General features: G+C 61.4%; 20 protein-coding genes. 16 read left to right on the forward strand and 4 right to left on the reverse strand.

All coding sequences use genetic code 11. The features are described from left to right. The first annotated feature begins 54 nt into the window (after positions 1-54). On the forward strand, positions 55-1,251 hold the full coding sequence (locus ACUIAI_RS01695) for an MFS transporter (protein WP_445342434.1): 1,197 nt from the start codon (positions 55-57) through the stop codon (positions 1,249-1,251). A gap of 232 nt (positions 1,252-1,483) precedes the next feature. On the opposite strand, the gene ACUIAI_RS01700 is transcribed toward ACUIAI_RS01695, so the two are convergent. The 4 genes from ACUIAI_RS01700 to ACUIAI_RS01715 form a co-directional block, all read right to left on the reverse strand. Then, a complete protein-coding gene (locus ACUIAI_RS01700; protein ID WP_445342435.1) occupies positions 1,484-3,007 on the reverse strand; it encodes a glycoside hydrolase family 32 protein in 1,524 nt (507 codons plus the stop codon). A 50-nt stretch (positions 3,008-3,057) separates the two neighbouring features. Beyond that, on the reverse strand, positions 3,058-4,350 hold the full coding sequence (locus ACUIAI_RS01705; protein WP_445342436.1) for an MFS transporter: 1,293 nt from the start codon (positions 4,348-4,350) through the stop codon (positions 3,058-3,060). A gap of 266 nt (positions 4,351-4,616) precedes the next feature. Beyond that, positions 4,617-5,690 (reverse strand): LacI family DNA-binding transcriptional regulator, encoded by a 1,074-nt coding sequence (locus ACUIAI_RS01710; protein WP_110412568.1) that lies wholly within the window; start codon positions 5,688-5,690, stop codon positions 4,617-4,619. 61 nt (positions 5,691-5,751) lie between these two features. Next, on the reverse strand, positions 5,752-6,087 hold the full coding sequence (locus ACUIAI_RS01715) for an MTH1187 family thiamine-binding protein (RefSeq protein ID WP_445342437.1): 336 nt from the start codon (positions 6,085-6,087) through the stop codon (positions 5,752-5,754). Positions 6,088-6,285: 198 nt separating this feature from the next. On the opposite strand from ACUIAI_RS01715, the gene ACUIAI_RS01720 reads away from it, so the two are divergent. The 15 genes from ACUIAI_RS01720 (at position 6,286) to priA (ending at position 23,275) form a co-directional block, all read left to right on the forward strand. Beyond that, positions 6,286-7,803, forward strand: coding sequence for a glycine--tRNA ligase (locus ACUIAI_RS01720; protein ID WP_445342438.1), 1,518 nt, complete (start codon positions 6,286-6,288; stop codon positions 7,801-7,803). A 31-nt stretch (positions 7,804-7,834) separates the two neighbouring features. Further along, positions 7,835-8,968: a tRNA dihydrouridine synthase DusB gene (gene dusB, locus ACUIAI_RS01725; protein WP_445342439.1), complete on the forward strand. Its 1,134-nt coding sequence runs from the start codon at positions 7,835-7,837 to the stop codon at positions 8,966-8,968. A 231-nt stretch (positions 8,969-9,199) separates the two neighbouring features. After that, entirely contained in the window at positions 9,200-10,381 is a 1,182-nt protein-coding gene (gene ftsZ / locus ACUIAI_RS01730; protein ID WP_445342440.1) for a cell division protein FtsZ, read from the forward strand. 18 nt (positions 10,382-10,399) lie between these two features. Beyond that, a complete protein-coding gene (locus ACUIAI_RS01735; RefSeq protein ID WP_254476966.1) occupies positions 10,400-10,867 on the forward strand; it encodes a cell division protein SepF in 468 nt (155 codons plus the stop codon). A 41-nt stretch (positions 10,868-10,908) separates the two neighbouring features. Continuing rightward, on the forward strand, positions 10,909-11,193 hold the full coding sequence (locus ACUIAI_RS01740; RefSeq protein ID WP_110412574.1) for a YggT family protein: 285 nt from the start codon (positions 10,909-10,911) through the stop codon (positions 11,191-11,193). A gap of 92 nt (positions 11,194-11,285) precedes the next feature. Continuing rightward, complete coding sequence (locus tag ACUIAI_RS01745) at positions 11,286-12,590, forward strand: DivIVA domain-containing protein (protein ID WP_110412575.1); 1,305 nt, start codon at positions 11,286-11,288, stop codon at positions 12,588-12,590. A 12-nt stretch (positions 12,591-12,602) separates the two neighbouring features. Next, entirely contained in the window at positions 12,603-13,133 is a 531-nt protein-coding gene (locus ACUIAI_RS01750; RefSeq protein ID WP_445342441.1) for a signal peptidase II, read from the forward strand. After that, positions 13,130-14,059 carry an RluA family pseudouridine synthase gene (locus ACUIAI_RS01755; RefSeq protein WP_445342442.1) on the forward strand — a complete coding sequence of 310 codons (930 nt, stop codon included), beginning with the start codon at positions 13,130-13,132 and terminating at the stop codon, positions 14,057-14,059. Before ACUIAI_RS01750 ends, ACUIAI_RS01755 begins: the two co-directional genes overlap by 4 nt. A gap of 43 nt (positions 14,060-14,102) precedes the next feature. Then, on the forward strand, positions 14,103-17,660 hold the full coding sequence (gene dnaE, locus ACUIAI_RS01760) for a DNA polymerase III subunit alpha (RefSeq protein ID WP_445342443.1): 3,558 nt from the start codon (positions 14,103-14,105) through the stop codon (positions 17,658-17,660). Between the two features lie 82 nt (positions 17,661-17,742). Next, on the forward strand, positions 17,743-19,140 hold the full coding sequence (gene hisD / locus ACUIAI_RS01765) for a histidinol dehydrogenase (protein ID WP_445342444.1): 1,398 nt from the start codon (positions 17,743-17,745) through the stop codon (positions 19,138-19,140). Further along, positions 19,137-20,285, forward strand: a complete 1,149-nt coding sequence (locus ACUIAI_RS01770; RefSeq protein WP_445342445.1) for a histidinol-phosphate transaminase — start codon at positions 19,137-19,139, stop codon at positions 20,283-20,285. Before hisD ends, ACUIAI_RS01770 begins: the two co-directional genes overlap by 4 nt. Before the next feature lie 99 nt (positions 20,286-20,384). Then, complete coding sequence (gene hisB, locus ACUIAI_RS01775) at positions 20,385-20,987, forward strand: imidazoleglycerol-phosphate dehydratase HisB (RefSeq protein ID WP_445342446.1); 603 nt, start codon at positions 20,385-20,387, stop codon at positions 20,985-20,987. Further along, the gene (locus tag ACUIAI_RS01780) at positions 20,984-21,736 is read left to right on the forward strand and encodes a hypothetical protein (protein WP_110412581.1); all 753 of its coding nucleotides are present in this window, start codon (positions 20,984-20,986) and stop codon (positions 21,734-21,736) included. The genes hisB and ACUIAI_RS01780 overlap by 4 nt, the downstream gene beginning before the upstream one ends. 32 nt (positions 21,737-21,768) lie before the next feature. Next, complete coding sequence (hisH, locus tag ACUIAI_RS01785; protein ID WP_445342447.1) at positions 21,769-22,542, forward strand: imidazole glycerol phosphate synthase subunit HisH; 774 nt, start codon at positions 21,769-21,771, stop codon at positions 22,540-22,542. 1 nt (position 22,543) lies between these two features. Further along, entirely contained in the window at positions 22,544-23,275 is a 732-nt protein-coding gene (gene priA / locus ACUIAI_RS01790) for a bifunctional 1-(5-phosphoribosyl)-5-((5-phosphoribosylamino)methylideneamino)imidazole-4-carboxamide isomerase/phosphoribosylanthranilate isomerase PriA (protein ID WP_445342448.1), read from the forward strand. The last annotated feature ends 28 nt before the right edge of the window (positions 23,276-23,303 follow it).

Consider the following 23,303-nt stretch of genomic DNA (forward strand, 5'->3'; position numbering starts at 1 on the left):
CTGCGGATTACATCGCCCGGCGGCTGTCGGCTTCGACTGAAGGATGACAGACCAATGGCAATCAAGCAATCCTCAAAAACGGCGAGCGGAACACTGATCTTCTCCCTGATGGCCGGTTACTCGATCGTGTACATGGACAAGAACATGATCTCGACCGCCATCATCCCCATCTCCGAGCAGTTCCACCTTGACTCGGGGCAGACAGGCATCATCATGTCGGCCTTCTTCCTGGGTTACTCGCTCATGCAGATACCCAGCGGCTGGCTGGCCGACCGGCTTGGGGCCAAGCGTGTGCTGATGGCTTCGATGATCATCATCGGCCTGTTCAGCTACCTGTTCGGCCTGGCCAATGGTCTGGTCTTCTTCATCATCGTCCGGTTCTTCGCTGGCATGGGCCACGGCGGCTACCCGCCCTCCTGCTCCAAGTCGATTGCGGAGAACTTCCCCCAGGAACGGCGAACCTTCGTACAGTCCCTCATCCTGTCGACCTCGGGCATCGGCGGCATTCTGGCCTTCGTTCTGGGAGCCAATCTGGTTGCGATCAACTGGCATCTGGCCTACGCGGTGCTGGGCACCCTCTATCTGCTGGCCTTTGTCTGCATCCTGATTTTTGTGCCCTTCCAGCCTCGCCAGCCCGAAGTCGACCTGAAGCCGGGAGCCAAGGGGGCAGGGTTCCTCGAGGTCTTGAAGAACCGGAACGTGCTGGTCCTCTTCGTGGCCATGCTCCTGCTCAACATCCTCTTGTACGGCAATATTTCTTGGATGCCCACCTTTATCAAAAACACCTTCGGACTCTCGATTGGTCAGGCCGGCATCCTGCTGGCGGTCAATTCGGTATTCACGACCGTCGCCACCATCTATGCCGGTCAGTTGCTCTCGAAGCTCTTCCTGGGCAGGGAGAAGGTGGCCATCCTGGGCGCCGGGGTAATCAGTGCCGTCCTGGTTGTCTGCTTTGTCTTCTCGCGCAACATCTGGCTCTCCCTCCTGCTGCTGATCCTGGTCTCCTGTGTCTCTGTGGTGGCCTTCACCGGCATCTTCACCTGGCCGCACAAGATCATGGACCCGCACATCATCGGCTCCGCCATAGGCATCATCAACACCGGCGGCACCTTGGGCGGATTCCTGGCTCCCATGATCATCGGCTACCTGGTCAAGGCAGCCGGCGGCTCCTTCGTCGGAGCATTCCTCTTCATGGGCGCGGCAGCCATCGCCTCAGGGCTGATGGCTCTGCTGGTCAAGGTAGGCAAGTAAAGCCGAGGTTGAGGTGGCCTCGTTCAGGCATCGGTTCCGAAGATCAAACGTCTGAGGCCGAGTCATGACTGCCGATTTATGGCAAGGAGTCACTGCCAAAGGATCGCTTCTTCCGGGATCTCAGATTCTTCGGTTCTGACCACGGATGCTGAAAATTGAGTTTTGCAAGAGAAAGGCCCGTTTCTGAGTAATTTCAGGGACGGGCCTTTCTATGCCGACTATATGAGTTGGGTCAGCGATCCGGCTGCTCCCAGATGGTGTCCAATTTGGCGATGGAGAGGGAGCCAATCAGGGCCTTGCCCTCGCCGGACTCGGCGATCAGGCGGATGCCGCGCGGCCCTTCGGCGGGGAAGGAGTAGGAGGACATGATCTCCAGCCCGTCGTTGACGACGACCTCGATCGAGCCCCGGTCCACGATGATATGCAGCTTGAGCTTGCCCGAGGACCTGTCGACGGGAGCTGTGCGGTAGCCTCGGTCCCCGTAGGTGTTGCAGTGGCGGTCAAGCACCACGCGGCCAAGCTGGTCGTCATAGCAGACCAGCGTATGGTCGCCGGATTGTGTCCTGTGGATCTCCAGGCCGATGCGCTCGGCCTGGGACTTGTTCAGATCGATCTCCATATTGATATCAGCGGTCTGCGCGTCGTCCACCAGATCCTGGCTGCCGTTGACCTCCAGCTCGATGTGCCCGAAGTCCTTCTGGTCCTGGTCCAGGTTGGAGAACTCGCGTATCGGCAGGCAGCGCAGATGATCACCGGCCAGAGTGACTTCGCGCGGCACGGTGAACTGGCCGCACCAGCCATCCTCCTGCATGGGAATAGGTTCGGTGAAGGGGCTCATCCAGCCGAAGACCAGTCTGCGGCCGTCAGGGGCTTGGAAGGTCTGCGGTGCATAGAAGTTATGGCCGTCATCCCAGAGGTGGAACTCGGTTTCCTGATGGAAGTCACCGCCGGGCTGCCAGCTGCCGATCACATAGCCGGCGTTGTTATGATTGCGGGCTTCGAAGCCGTGAGGCTTCAGGCCCATGGCCGAGTAGCAGATCACCCACTTGTCCTCTAGGGGGAACATGTCGGGGCATTCCAGCATGAAAACTTCTGGGTCGGGGTGCCGGTAGATCACCCGGTCGAAGGTCCAGTGCTCCATGTCATTGGAGGTATACATCCAGATCTCGCCCCGATGGGTAGGGGTGCTGACTCCGAAGACCATGTACCAGAGCCCGCCCATCTTCCACACCTTGGGATCGCGGAAGTGCAGGATTTTGTCGTCGGGGCAGGGGACCACGACACCCTTCTTTTCGAAGTGGATGCCGTCGGAGGAGACAGCCATGCACTGTTCCTGGAGGTTGCCTTCATCATCGTTGACCCCATTGCGCCAACGGTGACCGGTGTAGTAGATGGTCAGACGGCCGTCGTCGCCCACCACGGCTGATCCGGAGAAGACCCCGTCCTTTTCGACCTCCAGGGTGGGCGCCATGGCCAGGGGCTCGCGCCGCCAGGTGACCAGGTCGGTGCTGGATACATGCCCCCAGTGCATGTTTCCCCACTCGCTCCCGTACGGGTTGAGCTGGAAGTAGGCATGATAGCGCCCCTTGTAGTAGCTCAGACCGTTGGGGTCGTTGATCCATCCGGCTTTGGAGGCGATGTGGCACTGGGGATACCAGCGGTCATTGCGGGTAGCGAAGAGCCGATCGATGCTCTTCTGGGCCTTGTCCAGCTGAGCGCTCATATCGGCGTTTTCCTTGGTTACTGACTGGTTCATCCTTGAATCCTTTCGGGTTGGATGGGTGCTGATTATGGTTGACGTGGTGATCAGCCCTGGGTCACGACGGACTTCTGTGAGTCCCTGATGAAGGGATCGCCGTCCACCTGCTGGTCATCGCGCTTAAGCACGAATATGCCGTAGATCAGGGCAACCAGCACCACCAATGAGATGGTGTAGAAAGTGACCCGGTCGCCGGCGCGGTCATGGAGGATGCCCAGCGGGGTGGACATGGCCACCTGGCCGACCTGAGAGGCGATCTGGAAGCCCACCATGTAAAGGGTGGCGGACAGCTTGGGGTTGAAGTGCAGGGTGAAGTAGCGGAAGGCCGGCAGGCTGAAGAGCGGGACCTCGATGGAGTGGAAGAGCTTGACGATGGAGACCATGACCGGGTCGTGGAAGAAACCGCACAGGCCGATCCTGGCGAACATGACCGTAGCCCCCAGCAAGAGGGAGTTGCGCACGCCGATCTTGCGCATGATGACTGGAACCACGCCCATCATGACCGATTCCAAGAACACCTGGAAGGAGTTGAGAATGCCATAGACCTCGTGGCCCTGTTCCGGGGTGGGGAAGAGGTTGGCGTAGTAGTTGGGGAACATCTGCTGGTCGAAGACCGTGTAGAAGGTGTTGGTGAAGATCACGAAGACGATCAGGAGCCACAGGGCGGGCATGCCCAGGACGTGGATCATGTCGCGCAGGGAGGGCTGGGACTTTTCGCCCTCGGGGGTGGACTCCCGCTTGATTTCTTCGCGCTGCTCATCGGGGATCCAGAAGGCGTAGACCAGGAGCATGCACGCGCCGAAGGCGGATCCCAGCCAGAAGTTGATCATCGGGTTGATATTGAAAGCGAACCCGGCAATCAGGGCCACAACGGCGTAGCCAAAGGAGCCCCAGGCGCGGGACTGACCGTATTCGAATCCGAATTTGCGGCTGTACCGCTCGGTGATGGCCTCGATCAGGGAGCAACCTGACATGAACCCTGCGGATAGAACGACTGAACCGATTACGGCGCCCAGGATCAGGTTGGAATGCATGAGGGGGGCGTAGATGAACTGCACGAATGGTCCGACCAGCGCCGCAATGGCCGAGATGAAGATGGCGAGCCTACGCTTGACCCCCAACTCGTCCTGGATGACCCCGTAGACAAACATTATTATCAGTGTGCCCAAGGAGTTGATGGAGTAGATGTTGCCGACCTGGGCGTTGGTCATACCGAGGCCGTTGATCAGCCAGGGCGAGTAGAAGGACCACCAGATGCCCCAGGCGCAGAAGAAGAAGAATATTCCGGTAGAGGATTCCAAATATGATGGATTCCTCCATGCTGATGATTTGGCGGCCATGCTGCCCCTCCCTCACTTGTTGTGCACCGCTTCCCCGCAGTGCCTCCCGGTCTGATGCACTTACTGTGTGCAGAGCGAATCCTGGTAGGTATAGTAGGCCGTCAATCGATTTACGTCAAACGATTGACGATTGTTGTATCTTCCTATCGAACATGATGAGCAACTAGCAGAGGATGCTGACTGATTGGTGACTGGCGCCAAGCCAGCCAGAATCTGACCTTGGTTCACCATCTTGCGATGGGGAAGGGGGAGATGTGATTCTTGCTTTAGGGGTTGGCTGGGACCGGGTCCGAGGCGGCATCGAGACGGGTGGAACCCTTGCGGATCAGGGCGCAATGAATGCGCACCCCGCCAGCTTGATCAAGCGGCGGCAGGACGGCACGGGTATCGGGTAGAGGCAGGACAACGCGACGGGGGTTGATTTGCGCCAGCAGTCGCCGCGCTGCCCAGAATCCCATTTCGTAGTGGGGCAGTTCGACCGTGGTCAGTGGGGGTGCTGTGGTTTCAGCGATGACCTGATGGTTGTCCACGCCTACCAGGTTCAGATCTCTACCGATGACCAGATGACGGGCTGCGGCGGCCTGGTATAGGTAGAAAGAGCGCGAATCATTGAAGCAGAAGACCCCATCGGGGTGTTGGCTGTCCACAAGATCGTTTGCTTGGTCCATGGCTTCCTGGTTGAATCCCACCAGTCGGATCAAGGCCTTACTTGCAGCTAGGCCGGCTTCCTCCAGGGCGGTCTGATATCCGCGAATTCTGTCTTCTTGCGCTGGCAGATTCTGTGTGGTGCCTAGGTAGGCCACACGTCGGCAGCCTGATTCGATCAGGTGATGGGTTGCATCGTAGCCGATTAGAAACTCGTCAGGTGCGATGCTGGGACAGCGGTCGCCGCGTTCCACAGCGTTGACCACTACGGCGGGGTAGGAGCGTAGGGCCTGGGGCAGGTCAACATTCTGGTCGTACATCTTGGCGAAGAGGAAGCCGTCCACCCCATAGCGCTTTAAAGCCTGGATCTGTTCGGATTCTCGGGCGCCTCCATCGGTGGAGACGGTGAGAAGCACATAGCCGCGCTCGGCTGCCGCATCCTGCGCGCCCTGAATGATGGCTCCTGCGTACGGTGTGGTGGCTACCTCTTCGCTGATGAAGCCCAGCATGCCGGTCTTGCTGGTACGCAACGACCTAGCCATGGGATTGGGCCGATAACCCAAGGCTTTGGCTGTGCTGCGCACCTTTCGCGCGGTTTCCGACTTGACTCTGCCCTTGTCGCGGCCGTTGAGCACCAGAGAGACTGTGGAGACGGATACGCCCGTGCGTTCGGCGATCTGCTTCATCGTGATCATGGGCACACCTTAACTTGCTCTGGCGATTTCAGCCCGGCCGATCTTCGGTGACAGGGAATTTTCAGCGGTTTTCCCCGCCCAGGATCCGGTCGATCCGCTCAACCTTCTCGTGGATCTGATCCCGCTTCCCGGGACGGATGTCCAGCCTGAGGCTGACACCGGTCCGATACCCCTGTTCGGCCAGGACCCGTGTAGCTTCTTCCACAACCTCCATGACCCGATGCAGATCCCCTTCGACGACGGTGCTCATGGCATTGGTCTGATTGGGCAGACCTGAGTCCCTGATGACCTTGATGACCTGGGCCACATAGGTGGACAGCTCCTCACCCTGACCAGAGGGAGCAATAGTGACTTCAGCTACGGCGTTTAGATAAGATTGGTCATTCGTATCAGGCATATCGGGAACCTTTCCACATCGATTGGTGTTCGTAGGCAGGATGCCCGGTGTCCTCAGCGGTCATCTGCGCGGCCTCCCACATCTGCCTCGATGGTAGGCCTCTACGCTGACAGCAGGTCATCCGCCGAAGGTATGCTGGAGGCCGGTCATCAGGTCGTATGCCCCCCAGGAGGGGCTCCCGAACAGAAGGTGTGATCAGTGGCAGTATCGAAACTGGATGAGGTCATCTCCCTGGCTAAGCGCCGAGGGTTCGTCTTTCCCGCAGGGGAGATCTATGGCGGGACGCGCTCGGCCTGGGACTACGGTCCTTTGGGTGTGGCCCTCAAGGACAACATCAAGCGTGAGTGGTGGCGGACCATGGTGGTCACCCGCGACGACGTGGTCGGCGTGGACACCTCGGTCATCCTGCCCACGGCGGTCTGGGAGGCCTCGGGCCATGTCTCCGTTTTCAACGACCCCCTGATCGAGTGCCTGAACTGCCACAAGCGGCACCGGGCTGACACCCTGGAGGAGGCTTACGTCGAGAAGCACGGCCATGATCCGGAAAATGGCCTCAAGGACATCCCCTGCCCGGACTGCGGAACCAAGGGCCAGTGGACCGAGCCGCGCGACTTCAACATGATGCTGCAAACCCACCTGGGGCCAGTCCAGGACGAGAAGAGCCTGCACTACCTGCGTCCCGAGACTGCCCAGGGCATTTTCGTGGACTTCAAGTCCGTCATGGCTTCCTCCCGCTCCAAGCCCCCCTTCGGCATCGCCAACATGGGTAAGAGCTTCCGCAACGAGATAACGCCCGGCAATTTCATCTTCCGCACCCGCGAGTTCGAGCAAATGGAGATGGAGTTCTTCGTACATCCCGGTACCGACGAGGAATGGCATCAGTACTGGATCGATGCCAGGACCCGTTGGTACGTGGACCTGGGTGTCAAGCCGGAGAACCTGCGACACTATGAGCACCCCAAGGAGAAACTGGCCCACTACTCGAAGCGGACCGTGGACATTGAGTACCGGTTTGGCTTCCAGGGTTCCGAGTGGGGCGAGCTAGAGGGCGTGGCCAACCGCACCGACTATGACCTCAAGGCCCATGCCGAGCACTCGGGCGAGGACCTGAGCTACTTCGACCAGGCCAGCGGGGAGCGCTACATCCCCTATGTGATCGAGCCTGCGGCCGGTCTGACACGCTCGCTGATGGCCTTTCTGGTGGATGCCTATGACGTGGACGAGGCTCCCAACACCAAGGGCGGGGTCGACCGGCGCACCGTGCTGCGTCTGGACCCAAGGCTGGCCCCAGTCAAGGCCGCCGTCCTGCCTCTGTCCAAGAAGCCGGATCTACAGCGGATAGCCCATGACCTGGCCGCAGACCTGCGCCAGAACGAGTGGATGGTGGACTATGACGAATCCGGCGCTATCGGCCGCCGCTACCGTCGTCAGGACGAAATCGGCACGCCCCTGTGCATCACCGTGGACTTCGACACCCTGGACGACAAGGCGGTCACTATCCGCAACCGCGACTCCATGCAGCAGGACCGAGTGGCCTTGGACCATGTGGAGAACTACGTGCGTCGGGTCGTCGGCGAACAGCGGGTGCGCTATCCCATGGGCCCCTCCGACCTGACCGGCGCGCGCGCCGCCGACGGCTACACGGACCTAGCCAGCGAGCCGGGCACGGACGAGAGCGAACCCATCAAGGTGGCCGAGGCCGGTGGCCGGTACTGAGACTGATCACTCGACCCAGAAGATTGCTCCGATGCAGCTGGGCCCTATAACCGTGCCTGTGCCGGTCATGCTTTCGCCCATGGCGGGCGTGACCAACTGGCCTTTCCGTTTGCTCTGCCGGGAGTATGGACCCGACGGACTGTATGTTGGGGAAATGGTTACGGCTCGGGCCCTTGTGGCGCGCAACCCCAAGGCCTTCCGGCTGTGTCGCTTCGCTCCTCAAGAGAAGGTGCGCTCACTGCAATTGTATGGGGTGGATCCTCAAATCATGGAGCAGGCCACCAGAATGGTGCTTGATGCGGGCTGGGTCGATCATATCGACATGAACTTCGGCTGCCCAGTCCCCAAGGTCACCAGACATGGTGGCGGATCCGCCCTTCCCTGGAAGACCGACCTCTTCTCCGAGCTGGTCCATCGGGTAGTCGCTGTCTGCTCGCCTGCCGGAATCCCCGTCACCGCAAAGATCCGGGTGGGCATCGACCACCAGCACGAGACCTTCTTGGAAGCGGCGCACATCGCCCAGGAAGAGGGGTGCGCCGCCGTGACTTTACATGCCAGAACCACGGCTGAATACTATGGCGGCCATGCCGACTGGGATCGGATCGCTCAGCTGGTCCAGGCCGTCGACATCCCCGTCTTTGGCAACGGCGACATTTGGACAGCCGAGGACGCCCTGGATATGTTCGCTCAGACCGGCTGCGCAGGCGTGGCCATCGGCCGGGGCTGCCAGGGCCGTCCCTGGCTCTTCGCCGACATCGCTGCGGCCCTGGCCGGCTCGCCGGAACGGCAGGAACCCACCCTGGGTCAGGTCGGGGCCATCATGGCCCGCCATGCCCGGCTCCTGGTCGAGTTCTACGACGGCGACGAGCGCATGGCCGTCCATGATATGCGCAAGCACGTGGCATGGTACCTCAAGGGTTTCGCCGTGGGGGGACAGGTGCGCCGCGACTTCATGGCATGCGAGAACCTGGAGGATCTGGATCGCTGCATCGCCGACTTGGACCAGGACATGCCCTATCCGCGTGCCGTGGCCGGCAAGCCCCGGGGCCGGGTCCGCTATGCCAAGAAGGTTCGCCTGCCCTATGGCTGGCTGGATTCGCGGACTACCACCCATCAGGAGCGCGAAACGCTCTTTGGCAATGATCCCATGGACGCCTCCTACTGAAGCCGGAAATATCCCTCTCGCCAAGCATGTGCATCCGGGTCTAGAATCAGGGTTTAGAATACGGACAGAACGGCGTGGAGGTTCTTTCGGAAGACCAGGGCGGTTGGCTCTGACCTCCCGGACCCTAGGCCCACGGCCGTCAGGGAGGGTCGGAACGCCTGTGGGCAAATGCGTGTTGGCGTATATGACCTGCGCTAGAGTTGAGCGTAACGTGAGTGACGGGAGCATACTGTGAGCGAGATTGCCCAGAATGACAATTTCAATGACAAGACCAACATCAAGGTCGTTGGTGTTGGTGGAGCCGGTGGCAATGCTGTCAATCGCATGATCGCCGAGGGTCTGCAGAATGTCGAATTTGTGGCCATCAATACCGATGCCAAGGATCTCCTGCGCTCAGATGCCGATGTGAAGATCTCCCTTTCTGATGCCAACAGCCGCGGCCTGGGGGCCGGCGCCGATCCGGAGAAGGGTGCCAAAGCCGCCCAGGATCATCAGTCTGACATTGAAGAGGTCCTCAAGGGTGCCGATATGGTCTTCGTCACTGCAGGGGAGGGCGGCGGCACAGGCACCGGCGCCAGCCCCTTGGTTGCGCGTGCAGCCCGTCAGCAAGGCGCGCTCACCATCGCCGTGGTCACTCGGCCTTTCACCTTTGAGGGGCCCAGGCGCTCCGCTTCCGCCGAATCGGGCATCGAGAACCTCCGCAAGGAGGTCGATGCCCTTATCGTTATCCCCAATGACCGGCTTCTGGATCTCTCGGATCGCACGGTCTCGGTCATGGATGCCTTCAAAACCGCCGACACGGCCCTGCTGGCCGGCGTTCAGGGCATTACCGACCTGATTACCATGAACTCCTACATTCACGTGGACTTCTCCGATGTCACCGCTATCTTGAAGGATGCCGGCACCGCCCTCTTCGGCATCGGCGCAGCCAGGGGTGAGGATAGAGCCACGCAAGCTGCTGAGATCGCCATCTCCTCCCCGCTCTTGGAGGAGAGCATCGAGGGCGCCCATGGAGCTCTTATCAATGTGGCCGGTCCCAGCGACCTGAGCATGCAGGAGGCATCTGCCGCCGCCCAGTTGGTTCAGGATGCCATCCATCCCGAGGCGCAGATCATCTGGGGTCTGGCCTTGGACGACGCCTATGGGGACGAGGTGCGGGTCACGGTCATCGCCGCCGGATTCGATCCCACCCCAAAGAAGGATGAGACCAAAGCTCCCGCAGCAGACTCGACTACTGCACCGGCAGCGGCCACCCCGGTCCAGGAGCCCCAGCAGCCCCAGCAGCCTATGGCGGATTCGTCCGTCCAGGCGGAGTCCGATGAGACCTCCGAACACGATGTGGTGCCCCCCGCCTCCGGCGACGACGGCACATCCGACCCGGGATATCTGGATATCCCTGACTTTCTGCGGTAATCAGGCGAAGGAGCAGATATGGCAGGATTGATGAAAAACGCGATGTCTTTTTTCGGCATGTCGGACGTTGTGGACGACGATGACGACGATCTGGACGACGATGACGAGGCCCGTGATGGTTTCGACACCGATCACTCTGTGACCCCCATGGCTCAGCAATCCACATCCAACAGCCAGGAGCCCGAGTCCACACCTTTCCAGAGCCGGATCAACCGCATTACTACTATTCACCCCAAGTCCTACGAGGATGCCCAGATGGTCGGCAGGGCCCTGCGGGACGGGGTGCCAGTGGTCCTCAACCTGACTGGCGTGTCCGAGTCTGTGGCCTACAGGATCGTCGATTTCTCCGCCGGCGTGGTCTTCGGGGTACGCGGGTCCATTGAGCGGGTCACTCCAAGAGTCTTCCTGCTTAGTCCTGCACAGGTCAACATCAAGGTGGAGGAGCCTGAGTCGGGCTCTTCGGCCAAGGGGCTTTTCGCCCAGTGACTGACGCCCTGGCAGTCGTATCCGCAGGAGCCTGAAGACGCATGCTTGTTCCTTTTGTTCGTTATCTGGTGGACATCCTTATCGAGACCTACCTGCTGGTTCTCTTCGTGCGGATGATTCTGGACTGGGTTCTGGTACTGTCGCCTCGCTGGTACCCTCGTGGCTTCGTAGCCTCGCTCATTCGGGTGATCTATGCCTTGACAGAGCCGCCGCTGCGTTGGCTGCGCCGGTACATTCCGCCCCTGCCCATGGGCAGGATCCAGCTTGATGTCTCCTTCATGGTGCTTTACGCCGCACTGATCATCATCCAGGTGCTTCTGGGGTAGAAGACAAGACCGCGGATACGGCATACTCCGTGCTAGCATGCAGTAAGAGAACACAATCGGGCTGGTTGGCCTGAAGCGAGGTGGAGAAACATATGGCTCTATTGACGCCTAATGACATAAGGGAGCATACCTTCCAGACAGTGCGGTTCAAGGAAGGCTACGACGTCGACGAGGTCGACGACTTCCTGGATCAGGTCACCGATACGGTTGAAGCCCTGGGCAAGCAGGCCGTGCAAGGCAGCGCCGCTTCAACCCAGTCTCTGGGCACCGATGTGGCCTCGTTGAACTCCAAGATCTCCGATCTGACGGCTCAGGTGGAATCGCTGCAAAAGGAGAATGGGGATCTGAAACAGGCCCAAGGCTCCGCAGCCCAGCAACCGGCCGTGGATGCGCAGACCAAGCGGCTGCTGGCCGAGTCCCAGAGTCAGGTCAAGACCCTGGCCTCCCAGAACGACCAGCTCAAGCGTCAGGTCGAGCAACTCAACTCCCAGATCGACCAGCTGACTGCTCAGGCCGCCGCGGGCAACAACACACAGGCTCTGACCAACCAGCTGACGGCCATGCAAAAGGAACGCGATCAGGCCCGCCAGCAGGTCCAGGCTCTGACCAACCAGCTCAATGCCTCCCAGCAGAGCATGGCTACAGCTCGCCAGCAGATCACCCAGGCTCAGAAGGCCTCTCAGGAGCAGCAGCAGCGCACAGAACAGTTGAACAAGCAGCTGGAGGAGTCGCGCAAGCGCGAGGAGCAGTTGCGCCAGCAGGTTTCCAAGGCTGAGCCCTCCACCGAAACGGGCAGTCTGCAGCGGATTGCAGGTGCTGGCGCCGAGGCCAGCAGCGAACCCGAAAGAGCCACCGCCATGCTCACCCTGGCTATGCAACTGCATGATCAGTACGTGGACAAGGGCAAGGCCAACGCCTCCCAGCTGGTGGCCGAGGGCCACGCCCAACACGACGACATCGTCAAGAAGGCTGAGGACTACTCCAAGAGAACCCGCGCCGAGGTGGACGAGTACTCCAAGCGAGTGCACTCCGAGGCCGATGGCTACTCGCAGCGCGTACGTTCTCAGGCCGACGAGTACTCAGTTAAGACCCGTTCCGATGCTGACGCCTATTCCAAGCGCCAGCACACCCAGGCCGACGAGTACGAGACCCAGGTGCAGACCCGGGCACAGGAGTACGACAAGAACACACGCGACAGCGCCGACCGTTATGCCGCCGATGTCAAGAACAAGCTCATGGATCAGTCCAAGGTTCTGGAGGAGAACATCCAGGGGCTCAAGCAGTTCGAGGCGGGCTACCGCAGCAAGCTGACCGAGTTCCTCAACCAGTTGATCAACCAGATCTCGGACACCAGCAATTACCAGTCCATGGAAAAGAAGTCCGAACAGGCCCACTGATTCCATCCGGTAATGACGAAGAACACATCTATGAGACGGCTGCGCGGGCGCGTGGCCGTCTTCGTCGCTCTGGCGGCAGTGGCTATAGCCCTTGATCAGCTGACTAAGGCCCTGGCTCTGGTGTGGCTGGGCAACGGCGTGAGGGTGACTCTGCCTGGACCAGTGCGTGGACTGCGTCTGGTACGCAACCCCGGAGCTTCTCTTGGATTGGGGTCGGGGAGTACCTGGATCATATCCCTGATCGCCCTGGCAGCCTGTTTGCTCATCATTGTTCTGGCTCTGCGCACCACCTCCATGGTATGGACCCTGGTTCTTTCACTGGCCTTCTCCGGGGCAGCAGGCAATTTGATCGACAGGGTGGCCTATGCCTCCGGTTTTCTTGACGGTGCCGTGGTCGACTTTCTGGACTACGGCTGGTCAGTGGGCAATGTGGCCGATGTCTATCTGACCTTGGCAGGCGTGGCCGTAGTGGTGCTCATCATCTGCAATGTGCGATTCAGCGACAGGGACAGGCCCAAAGAACATGGTGGAGCGGCCAAGTGACCCGGCTTCTTCCTGCGCCGGATGCCCTGGTGGGTCGGCGCCTGGACATGGCCCTGTCCAAGATGCTGGGCCTGTCCAGGGCCAAGGCCAGCGAACTGGTGGCCCAGGGCCATGTGCGGATCATGGGCCGCCGGGTGAACAAGGCCACCACCCTGATGAGTGGCGATCTGATAGAGCTGGACGAGCCTGAGCAAGCCAAACAGGTGGAGCCCGTGGCCGAGGACATGCCCGTGGTCTACGAGGACGAGGACGTAGTCGTTGTCGATAAGCCAGTTGGGGTGGCGGCACATCCCTCCATAGGCTGGACCGGGCCAACCGTTCTGGGCAGCCTCCTGCAGCGGGGCACCCACATCACCTCCATGGGGGCACAGGGCCGCCAGGGCATCGTCTCCCGCCTGGACGCTGGCACCAGTGGCCTCATGCTGGTCTGCAAGTCCGACCTGGCCTATAAGGAGATGCGTCGGCAATTCGCCCGACATGAGGTGGTCAAGATCTACCATGCGCTGGTCCAGGGCAATCTGACCGAGGACAAGGCCACCATCGAGGCCCCCATCGGCCGGGCCCGGGTCTCGGACTTCCGCTTCACGGTCACCCCTGCGGGCAAGGAGGCCATCACCCATTGGGATGTGCTGGAACGTTTCGGCTCGGCCACCCTGGTCAGCGTCAATCTGGAGACTGGGCGCACCCATCAGATACGCGTGCACTTCTCCTCCATAGGCCATCCCCTGGTGGGCGACCACATGTATGGGGCCAACCCCGACCTGGCGGACAGGCTGGGCCTGAAGCGGCAGTGGCTGCATGCCATGCGCCTGGAATTCCGCCATCCCCGCACCAAGATTTGGACCAAGGTGGTCTCCTCCTACCCGGTTGATCTGCGCCGCTCTCTGCAGATCGAGCGCCAGAGCGCCAGTGGTATACGCAGCTAGCGGACGCCGGCGATTCGGCCAGGGTCCTGGGTAAGTTGGAGATATGTCCTCAACCCGGTCAGACTTCGTTCATCTTCACACCCACACCCACTATTCCACCCTGGACGGGGCCAGCAGGATCCCCGACCTGGTTGCCGAGGTGGGACGGCTGGGGCAGCCGGCCGTAGCCATTACCGACCACGGCAACATGCACGGGGCCTATGAGCTTTGGCGCACGGCTGTAGATGCTGACATCAAACCCATCATCGGCATTGAAGCCTACGTGACCCCTGAGACTGCCCGCCAGGACAAGAGCCGGGTGCACTGGGGAACCGACGAGCAGCGCTCTGACGATGTTTCCGGCGGCGGCTTCATCACCCACATGACCCTCTGGGCCAGTGACGACACGGGCCTGGTCAATCTGATCAAAGCCTCATCTGTGGCCAACCTGGAGGGTCTGGTCGGCAAGTGGCCCCGCATGGACAAGGACCTGCTATCCACCTATCACAAGGGGGTCATCGCCACCACCGGCTGCCCCTCGGGCATCGTCCAGACCAGGCTGAGGCTGGGCCAGTTCGACGAGGCCCTGCGGGCCGCCGGGGAGTTCCAGGACATCTTCGGCAAGGAGAACTACTACGTCGAGCTGATGGACCATGGGCTGGAGATCGAGCACCGGGTGACCAAGGATCTGCTGGAGATCGCCCGTCGTCTGGATGCCCCCCTGGTGGCCACCAACGACTCGCACTACGTGCGCAAGGAGGATGCCTCGGCCCAGGACGCCCTGCTCTGCATCAACTCGGGATCCCGGCTGACCGACCCCGGCCGCTTCAAGTTCGACGGCAGCGGCTACTACATCCGCTCGGCCCAGGAGATGCGCGAGATCTTCAAGGAGTTCCCCGAAGCCTGCGACAACACCTTGGAGATCGCTGAACGCTGCAACGTCATGTTCGACGACCACGAGGACGGGGCATTCATGCCCCGTTTCGACTGCCCGGAAGGCTGGGACGAGACCTCCCTTTTCCTGAAGAAGGTGGACGAGGGGTTGAAGAACCGTTACCCGGACGGGGTGCCCGAGGAGGTATCCCACCAGGCCGACTACGAGTGCGGGGTCATCTGCCAGATGCAGTTCACCGGATACTTCCTGGTGGTGGCCGATTACATCAACTGGGCCAAGAACCACGGAATCATGGTGGGACCGGGCCGTGGATCGGCGGCAGGGTCCATGGTGGCCTACGCCATGGGCATCACCGAGCTGGACCCGCTCAAGCATGGGCTGATTTTCGAGCGATTCCTCAACCCTGAGCGCGTCTCTCTGCCTGATATCGACGTGGACTTCGACCCCGAGGGGCGCATGAAGGTCCTGGACTACGTGGGTCGTAAGTACGGCTCCGACAAGGTGGCCCAGTGCGTGACCTACGGCACCATCAAGACCAAGCAGGCCCTGAAGGACTCAGCCAGGATCATGGACTACGAATATTCCGTGGGCGACCAGGTCACCAAGGCCCTGCCGCCTACGGTCAATGGCAAGGACATGAGCCTCAAGGAGATCTTCGATCCCCAGTCCAAGCGCTACCCGGAGGCCAAGGAGTTCCGCGACTTATACGAGTCCAACCCGGATGTCAAGCGGATCACCGAAGAAGCCAAGGGTATCGAGGGCATCATCCGCCAGACCGGCGTGCATGCCTGCGCCACCATCATGGCCTCCAATCCCATCACCGATACCTCGCCGCTGATGGAACGCACCGACGGCACGGTGACCACCACCTTCGAGTACCACACTTGCGAGACCCTGGGGCTGGTCAAGATGGACTTCCTGGGGCTGTCCAACCTGACGGTCATCAGGGACACGGTCAACAACATCAAGCGCAACGGCAAGGAGGCCATCAGCATCGAGAAGGTCCCCCTGGACGACAAGGAGACCTACCAGCTGCTGTCCCGGGGCGACACCCTTGGCGTCTTCCAGCTCGATGGCGACGGTATGCGCTCCCTGCTGCGTATGCTCAAGCCCGATAACTTCAACGACATCTCCGCCCTGATCGCCCTCTACCGGCCGGGGCCCATGGATATGAACTCGCACATCAACTATGCCAAGCGAAAGAACGGGCTGCAGAAGATTGAGCCCATCCATCCCGAAGTGGCCAAGCCCCTGGCGGGCGTGCTCGACGAGACCTATGGCCTGATCGTCTATCAGGAGCAGGTCCAGTCCGCAGCCCGGATTCTGGCCGGCTACTCCCTGGGCCGAGCCGATGTGCTGCGAAGGGCCATGGGCAAGAAGAAGCCAGACGTCCTGGCCAAGGAGCAGGTTCCCTTCTTCGAGGGAATGAAGGAGCACGGATACTCCCAGGAGGCCGCCCAGGCGGTCTGGGATGTCCTGGTGCCCTTCTCGGGCTACGCCTTCAACAAGGCGCACTCCGCGGCCTACGCCCTGATTGCATACTGGACCGCTTATCTGAAGACCCACTATCCGGTGGAGTTCATGGCCGCCCTGCTGCAGAACGAGCGGACCAACAAGGACAAGACCGCACTCTACCTGGGCGAGGCCAGAAGGATGGGCATCCGCATCCTGGCGCCTGACATCAACGAGTCCGTGTCCGAGTATTCCGCTGTCGGCGACGTGGTCCGCTTCGGCCTGGGAGCCATCCGCAATGTGGGCGACAAGGTGGTGGCGGACATCATCAAGGAGCGCCAGGGACCCCGGGGCAAGTATGTCAACTTCATGGACTTCATCAAGCGGGTGCCCATGGAGGTGCTCAACAAGCGAACCGTGGAATCCCTGATCAAGGGCGGTGCCTTCGACGGCATTGACCCCAACCGGAGGGCGCTTTTCCAGATCCACGATGAAGCCGTCGACCAGGTCATGCCCATCAAGCGCAAGCAGGCCGAGGGCCAGTTCGACCTCTTCGCCGACGCCGATGAGGACGCCCCCCAGCAGGATGCCTTGGGCGACGCCCAGGTGACCGTGCCCGACATCGACGAGTGGGACAAGTCCACCAAGCTCAACTTCGAGCGGCAGATGCTGGGCCTGTATGTGTCTGACCACCCGCTGAGCGGCATGACCTCGGTTTTGGCTGGCATGCGAGACATGTCCATCGCCCAGCTGCTCAACCGGTCTAACAGCATGGACGGCAAGGCGGTGACCCTGGCCGGGCTGGTCACTGCTGTGGACCGCCGGGTCTCCAAGAAGGGCAACCCCTGGGCCATCGTCACCATCGAGGACTTGGAGAGCTCCATCCAATGCATGTTCTTCGGCAAGGTCTACGACGCCCACTCCGACGACCTGGCCCTGGACTCGGTCATCAGGGTGAGGGGAGTGGTCGAGCTTCGTGACGAGGCCACCAACATCCGCGTCAACGATATGGAGGTGCCCGTCCTGGAGTCGGCGGATGAGCGGCCACTGACCATCACCCTGCCCAAGCAGGCTCTGGACCGGGGGCACATGGAGCGGCTGGCTCGGATACTCAAGTCCCACCCCGGTTACTGCCAGGTCCGTCTGGCCGTCACCGACGACCGGGGCAACGTCCGTCTGTTGACCTTTGGCGACGGATTCCGCACCCGGCACGACACCTCCATGATGGCCGAGATCAAGTCGGTCTTCGGACCCTCCTGCCTGCCGTCGGCCTAAGACGCGCTCGGAACCGTCTCACCATTTGGGACGGTGGTGAGTCGCTGGCTTTGGCGACACAAAAGTTCACTACCATCAAAGTATGTCAAAGCTCATGATGAGAACCATGGATCTGCGCGGGAAAACCATGTCCCGCGCCCAACTCCTTGCCGCCATGCCCCGAGCCGATATGGGTACACGGGAGGCCAGCGCCCAGGTGCAGCCCATACTTGACCAAGTACGTGAGCATGGGGCAGCGGCCCTGCGCGACCTGGAGGAGAAGTTCGACCATGTGCGTCCCCATGATCTGAGGGTTCCGGCATCGGCCATGCAGGAGGCCCTGAGGCAGCTGGATCCCAAGGTCAGGGCGGCAATCGAGGAGTCCGTTACCCGCATCCGCAAGGTCTGCACTACCCAGGTGCCCAAGCCCATGGCCACCGACCTGGCGCCTGGCGCTCGGGTCAGCGAGCGGTGGATTCCGATCGAACGCGTAGGCCTCTACGTGCCGGGAGGCAAGGCCCTGTATCCTTCCTCGGTCATCATGAACGCGGTGCCCGCTCAGATTGCCGGCGTCGATTCCCTGGCCGTGGCCACTCCGCCCGCCTCTGACGACCCTCGGGGTCTGCCGGCTGCCATCATCCTGGCCACCTGTGCCATTCTGGGAGTGGACGAGGTCTATGCCGTGGGCGGTGCCCAGGCCGTGGCCATGTTTGCATACGGGGCCAGGGGATCCGAGCCCCAGGACGGGGAGATTCTCTGCGACCCGGTCGACAAGATCACCGGCCCGGGCAATATCTTTGTGGCGACAGCCAAGCAGATGGTCTCCGGCATGGTGGGAATCGACGCCGTGGCCGGACCCACGGAAATTGCTATTCTTGCCGACGGGCAGGCCAACCCCGACTGGGTTGCTGCAGACCTGATCGGCCAGGCCGAACATGACGAGCTTGCCGGTTCGGTGCTGATCACCGACAGCCAGGAACTGGCCCAGGGCGTTCAGGAGGCTTTGGGGCGCAGGGTGCCTCGAACCGAGCATGCCGACCGGGTGCGCACCTCCCTGGGCGGCAACCAGTCGGGAATCATCCTGACCGACGGGATCGACCAGTCCATCGACGTGGCCAATGCCTATGCCGCCGAGCATCTGGAGGTTCAGACGGCCGATCCTGATGCCGTCATCGACAGGATTCGGAATGCCGGCGCCATCTTCCGCGGCCCCTATTCTCCTGTGCCTCTGGGCGACTATATGTCCGGGTCCAACCACGTTCTGCCCACTGGCGGCACAGCCCGGTTCGACGTGGCCCTGGGCGTCCACACCTTCATGAAGCCTGTCGAAGTCATCGAATATGACAAGGAAGGGCTCAAGCCCATCGCGACCAAGATCAATGATTTTGCCGTATCCGAAGACCTGCCCGCCCATGGCGAGTGTATCTTGAGCCGGTTCCTGGACGACCCCTACAACAAAGCCGACCTGGAAGCCAACGAAGAGAAGGCTGGTCTGCTGTGAGTGCCATACCAGCTGATCTTCCCCTCCGCATGGACCTAATCGGGGAAGAGCCTTACGGCGCCCCCCAGCTGGATGTTCCGGTCTGCCTGAACGTCAACGAGAACCCCTACCCCCTGGACCAGGAGGTGGTCGATGCCATTTGCCAGCGTGTGCGCCAGGTGGCCCCCAGCCTCAATCGCTATCCGGACAGGGAGCATGAGGACCTGCGGCGGGCCCTGGCTGCATACCTGAAGAAGGAGTCTGGTGCCTCGCTTGAACCCAAGCAGATCTGGGCGGCCAACGGGTCCAATGAGATCATGCTTCAGCTCTTCCAGGCCTTCGGCGGGCCGGGTAGGACCGCCTTGGGCTGCGATCCGACCTACTCCATGTATCCGGAGTACGCCCGTGACACCTTCACTGACTGGGAGCTGGCCCACCGGCTGCCCGATTTCAGCCTTGATATTGAAACGACCATCGAGCGCATCAAGGCTTTGAGGCCAGCCATGGTCCTGGTGACCAGCCCCAACAATCCCACGGGGACGGCCCTGCCCATGGATCAGCTGACCAAGCTCCTGGAGGTTTGCTCTAAGGTCCCCGTAGCGGGTGCGGATCCTTCCGCGCGGCCCATCGTGGTCGTAGATGAGGCCTACATCGAGTTCCGCGATCCGGGCACACCCTCGGCGGTCAGTCTGATCGGGCAGTACGACCATCTGGCAGTCAGCCGGACCATGTCCAAGGCCTTCGCCTTCGCTGGCGCCAGGGTGGGCTATCTGGCCGCATCCCAAGGAATAGTCGATGCAGTCCGCATCGTCCGGATGCCCTACCACCTGAGCGCCTTGACCCAGGCTGCGGCCCTGGCTGCCCTGGAGCACACCGACCTCCAGCTGGCCCGGGTGGATAAGCTTCGCCAGACCCGTCAGAAGACCGCCGAATGGTTGGCCGGGCAGAAGTTCCATGGTCAGCCCTTGACTGTGGTTCCCTCGGCCTCCAATTTCATCCTCTTCGGCACCTTCCCCGACCGGGATGCCGTCTTCGAGGCCATGAAGGATGAAGGCGTGTTGATCCGGGCCGTGGGTCCCCAGGGCTACCTGAGGGTCTGCATGGGCACGGACGCGGAGATGGAGCGATTCCGCCAAACGCTGGTCCATGTCCTCAAGCGGTTCTAGGAGGATGCGGACCAGCGGCACGGCTATGCTGGTGGTCTAGACGCCGCGCAGAAGATACAGCGAGAACTGGAGTGTGCGGCAGAAAGCGGAGGAGCAGCAATGGCAGGCAGAACAGCCACCATCACCCGCCAGACCAGTGAATCCAATGTGAGCCTGAGTCTGGATCTGGATGGCACCGGAGTGACCGATATCGACACCTCGGTTCCCTTCTATGACCATATGATGACGGCCCTGGGCAGGCATTCCCTGATCGACCTGACCATCAAGGCAAGCGGGGACACCCAGATCGACGTCCATCACACCGTCGAGGACGTTGCCATCGTCTTTGGAGAGGCCCTGGCTCAGGCCCTGGGCGACAAGCGGGGCATCAAGCGCTTCGCCGATGCCACCGTCCCTCTGGACGAGGCCCTGGCACGAGCCGTGGTCGACATTTCCGGCAGGCCCTATGCGGTCTGCACGGGCGAGCCTGAGGGGTTCCAGTACGCCATGATCGGCGGGCATTTCACCGGCTCCTTGGTCCGGCACGTCATGGAGTCCATCGCCCTGCATGCCGGCATCTGCCTTCACCTGACCCTCTTGTCGGGCAGGGATCCGCACCACATCGCCGAGGCAGAGTTCAAGGCCGTAGCAAGGGCTCTGCGCTTCGCGGTGGAGCCTGATCCCAGGGTGAAGGGCATCCCCAGCACCAAGGGGTCGCTATGAGCGCGGATGAATACGACAACAATGACAGCAGGGATCAAGACCTGCCGGATTCCGGCCATCATCTGAGTGAGGAAGAGGTCGAGCGGGCTCTGGCCAGCTTTGAGGCTGAGTTCAATGAGGGACAGAATCAAGCGGATCAGCCCGTTGATCACTCCGGATCAGGCGTGGATGACGAGGCTGGTTTGGATTCCGCGCCCGCTGACGAATCTTCGGTTGAACCAGACGGGGCTGATGGCGTTGCTGCCGATTTCGACCAAGAGCTTGAAGGTCTGATCGGCAACCGGGCCAAGGCCGCCGTAATGGTGACACGCCTGGCTTCGGCAGAGCTTTTGGCGGCCTTCTGCCAGATATCCGATATCTCCGCCTATTGCATCCAGGCCCGTGAGGGTGCTGTGGCCGTCCTGAGAAATCTGGACGGGGACGGACCCGAGGCAGCCATCCGCGATTTGACCACGGTCGTATCCGGGCTCAGCGCCATCCTGGCCGTCAACCGGGCGGACAAGCTCGAGGTGACCCTATGGATCAGCGGGCAGTCGGGACAGACGCTCGCGCCGCCAATCCTCTTTGCCGCCACTGCCGACTTTGTAGAGGACCTGATGATCGGGACCACCACAGTGGATAGGCTGCGCCAGGATGGGGCCGCCATCTTCGACTCGGGGGAGTACAACCGCGAGAAGGCCATGGGCATCATCGCCTCGCACACCAGGTTCGGGGCCGGAGGATCGACTCGCAAGGGTCGCGTCGAGTAATCGCGTAAGCAAAAGGCTTGGCTAGGAGGAACATGACCAGGATACAGGTGCTTGACTATGGGTTCGGCAATGTCAGATCCATGGTGCATGCCCTCTCCCAGCTGGGGGTTGATGCGCAAATCAGCGCCGACCCGGACCTGGCCATGAACGCCGACGGGCTGGTCATTCCCGGAGTGGGGGCCTTCGGGGCCTGCATGGCGGGGTTACGGGCTGTCGGCGGCGACCGCATCATCCTGGATCGACTGGCCCAGGGGCTGCCGGTTCTTGGGGTCTGCATAGGCCTTCAGGTCATGTTCCAGTTCGGGGACGAGGACGGCCGCAGCGAGCCCGGTCTGGGCTTGATACCTGGTCGTGTGACGAAACTGGACGCTGATGTAGTGCCCCATATGGGCTGGGATCATGTCCAGGCACCTCAGGGAACGCGACTCTTGGCAGGGGTCCAGGATCAACGCTTCTACTTCGTCCACTCCTATGCCGCAATGGCGGCGAAGGGGGATGACCGATCCGTTTGGATGAAGCCCGATTTGTCCTTACAAGTGTCAGCATTGACTCGAACGAGTGACAGCCAGCCAAGGTTAGCCCAGTCAGAGTCTGACAAGATTTCACAGGGCGCTTCTTTCGGTGAACCACTGGTTACCTGGGCCACCTATGGACGCAGCAGGTTCGTGGCCGCCTACGAATGTGGTCCATTGAGCGCTACCCAGTTCCATCCTGAAAAGTCCGGCCAGGCCGGAGCACGGTTGCTGACCAATTGGGTACGGACCCTTTCCGGGGCTTCCGGACTCCCATCCGAGAAAGGTGAATGAGATGCTCACGCTTCTACCGGCTGTCGATGTCCGCGACGGAAAAGCGGTTCGCCTAAGGCAAGGGGTCTCCGGCTCCGAGAAGGTCTACGGGGAGCCTGCCGATGCAGCCAAGACTTGGGTCGACCAAGGTGCTGAGTGGCTCCACCTGGTCGACTTGGATGCGGCCTTCGGCACCGGAGACAACCGTGACAAGCTGGCCGCCTTGGTCAACGAGCTGGGGGATCGTGTCAAGGTGGAGCTCAGCGGCGGCATCCGCGACGATGCAAGCCTGGAGGCCGCCCTAGCCGCAGGTGCCACCCGGGTCAACATCGGCACGGCGGCTCTGGAGGATCCGGAGTGGACCAGCCAGGTCCTGGGTCGCTACGGCGAAAGGGTTTGTGTGGGTCTGGACGTACGCGGACACACCCTGGCCGCCCGAGGTTGGACCAGACAGGGCGGGGACCTTTTTGATGCCATGGAGCGACTGGACCGGGACGGGTGCAGCCGATACGTGGTCACCGATGTGACCCGCGACGGGATGATGACCGGCCCCAACCTGGATTTGCTGGGTCAAGTGGCTGACCGGACTCCGGCCAAGGTGACCGCCTCTGGGGGCATATCCAGCCTGGATGACCTGCGCAGGATTCTGGACCTGGCCGATCGGGGCGTGGACAGCGCTATCCTGGGCAAGTCCCTTTATGAGGGGGCCTTCACCCTGGAGCAGGCGCTGGACCTGGTCGCGGGGCATTGTTAACGCTATAAGCAAGTCTGCGAAATATAGG

The sequence above is a fragment of the Bifidobacterium sp. ESL0827 genome, from assembly GCF_052606685.1.

Excerpts from the sequence above, each read along its gene's own strand:
- ACUIAI_RS01695 (WP_445342434.1), top strand. The coding sequence starts at position 55 with ATGGCAATCAAGCAATCCTCAAAAACGGCGAGCGGAACACTGATCTTC.
- ACUIAI_RS01700 (WP_445342435.1), bottom strand. The coding sequence starts at position 3,007 with ATGAACCAGTCAGTAACCAAGGAAAACGCCGATATGAGCGCTCAGCTG.
- ACUIAI_RS01705 (WP_445342436.1), bottom strand. The coding sequence starts at position 4,350 with ATGGCCGCCAAATCATCAGCATGGAGGAATCCATCATATTTGGAATCC.
- ACUIAI_RS01710 (WP_110412568.1), bottom strand. The coding sequence starts at position 5,690 with ATGATCACGATGAAGCAGATCGCCGAACGCACGGGCGTATCCGTCTCC.
- ACUIAI_RS01715 (WP_445342437.1), bottom strand. The coding sequence starts at position 6,087 with ATGCCTGATACGAATGACCAATCTTATCTAAACGCCGTAGCTGAAGTC.
- dusB (WP_445342439.1), top strand. The coding sequence starts at position 7,835 with ATGCAGCTGGGCCCTATAACCGTGCCTGTGCCGGTCATGCTTTCGCCC.
- ACUIAI_RS01735 (WP_254476966.1), top strand. The coding sequence starts at position 10,400 with ATGGCAGGATTGATGAAAAACGCGATGTCTTTTTTCGGCATGTCGGAC.
- ACUIAI_RS01740 (WP_110412574.1), top strand. The coding sequence starts at position 10,909 with ATGCTTGTTCCTTTTGTTCGTTATCTGGTGGACATCCTTATCGAGACC.
- ACUIAI_RS01745 (WP_110412575.1), top strand. The coding sequence starts at position 11,286 with ATGGCTCTATTGACGCCTAATGACATAAGGGAGCATACCTTCCAGACA.
- ACUIAI_RS01750 (WP_445342441.1), top strand. The coding sequence starts at position 12,603 with ATGACGAAGAACACATCTATGAGACGGCTGCGCGGGCGCGTGGCCGTC.
- dnaE (WP_445342443.1), top strand. The coding sequence starts at position 14,103 with ATGTCCTCAACCCGGTCAGACTTCGTTCATCTTCACACCCACACCCAC.
- hisD (WP_445342444.1), top strand. The coding sequence starts at position 17,743 with ATGTCAAAGCTCATGATGAGAACCATGGATCTGCGCGGGAAAACCATG.
- hisB (WP_445342446.1), top strand. The coding sequence starts at position 20,385 with ATGGCAGGCAGAACAGCCACCATCACCCGCCAGACCAGTGAATCCAAT.
- ACUIAI_RS01780 (WP_110412581.1), top strand. The coding sequence starts at position 20,984 with ATGAGCGCGGATGAATACGACAACAATGACAGCAGGGATCAAGACCTG.
- hisH (WP_445342447.1), top strand. The coding sequence starts at position 21,769 with ATGACCAGGATACAGGTGCTTGACTATGGGTTCGGCAATGTCAGATCC.
- priA (WP_445342448.1), top strand. The coding sequence starts at position 22,544 with ATGCTCACGCTTCTACCGGCTGTCGATGTCCGCGACGGAAAAGCGGTT.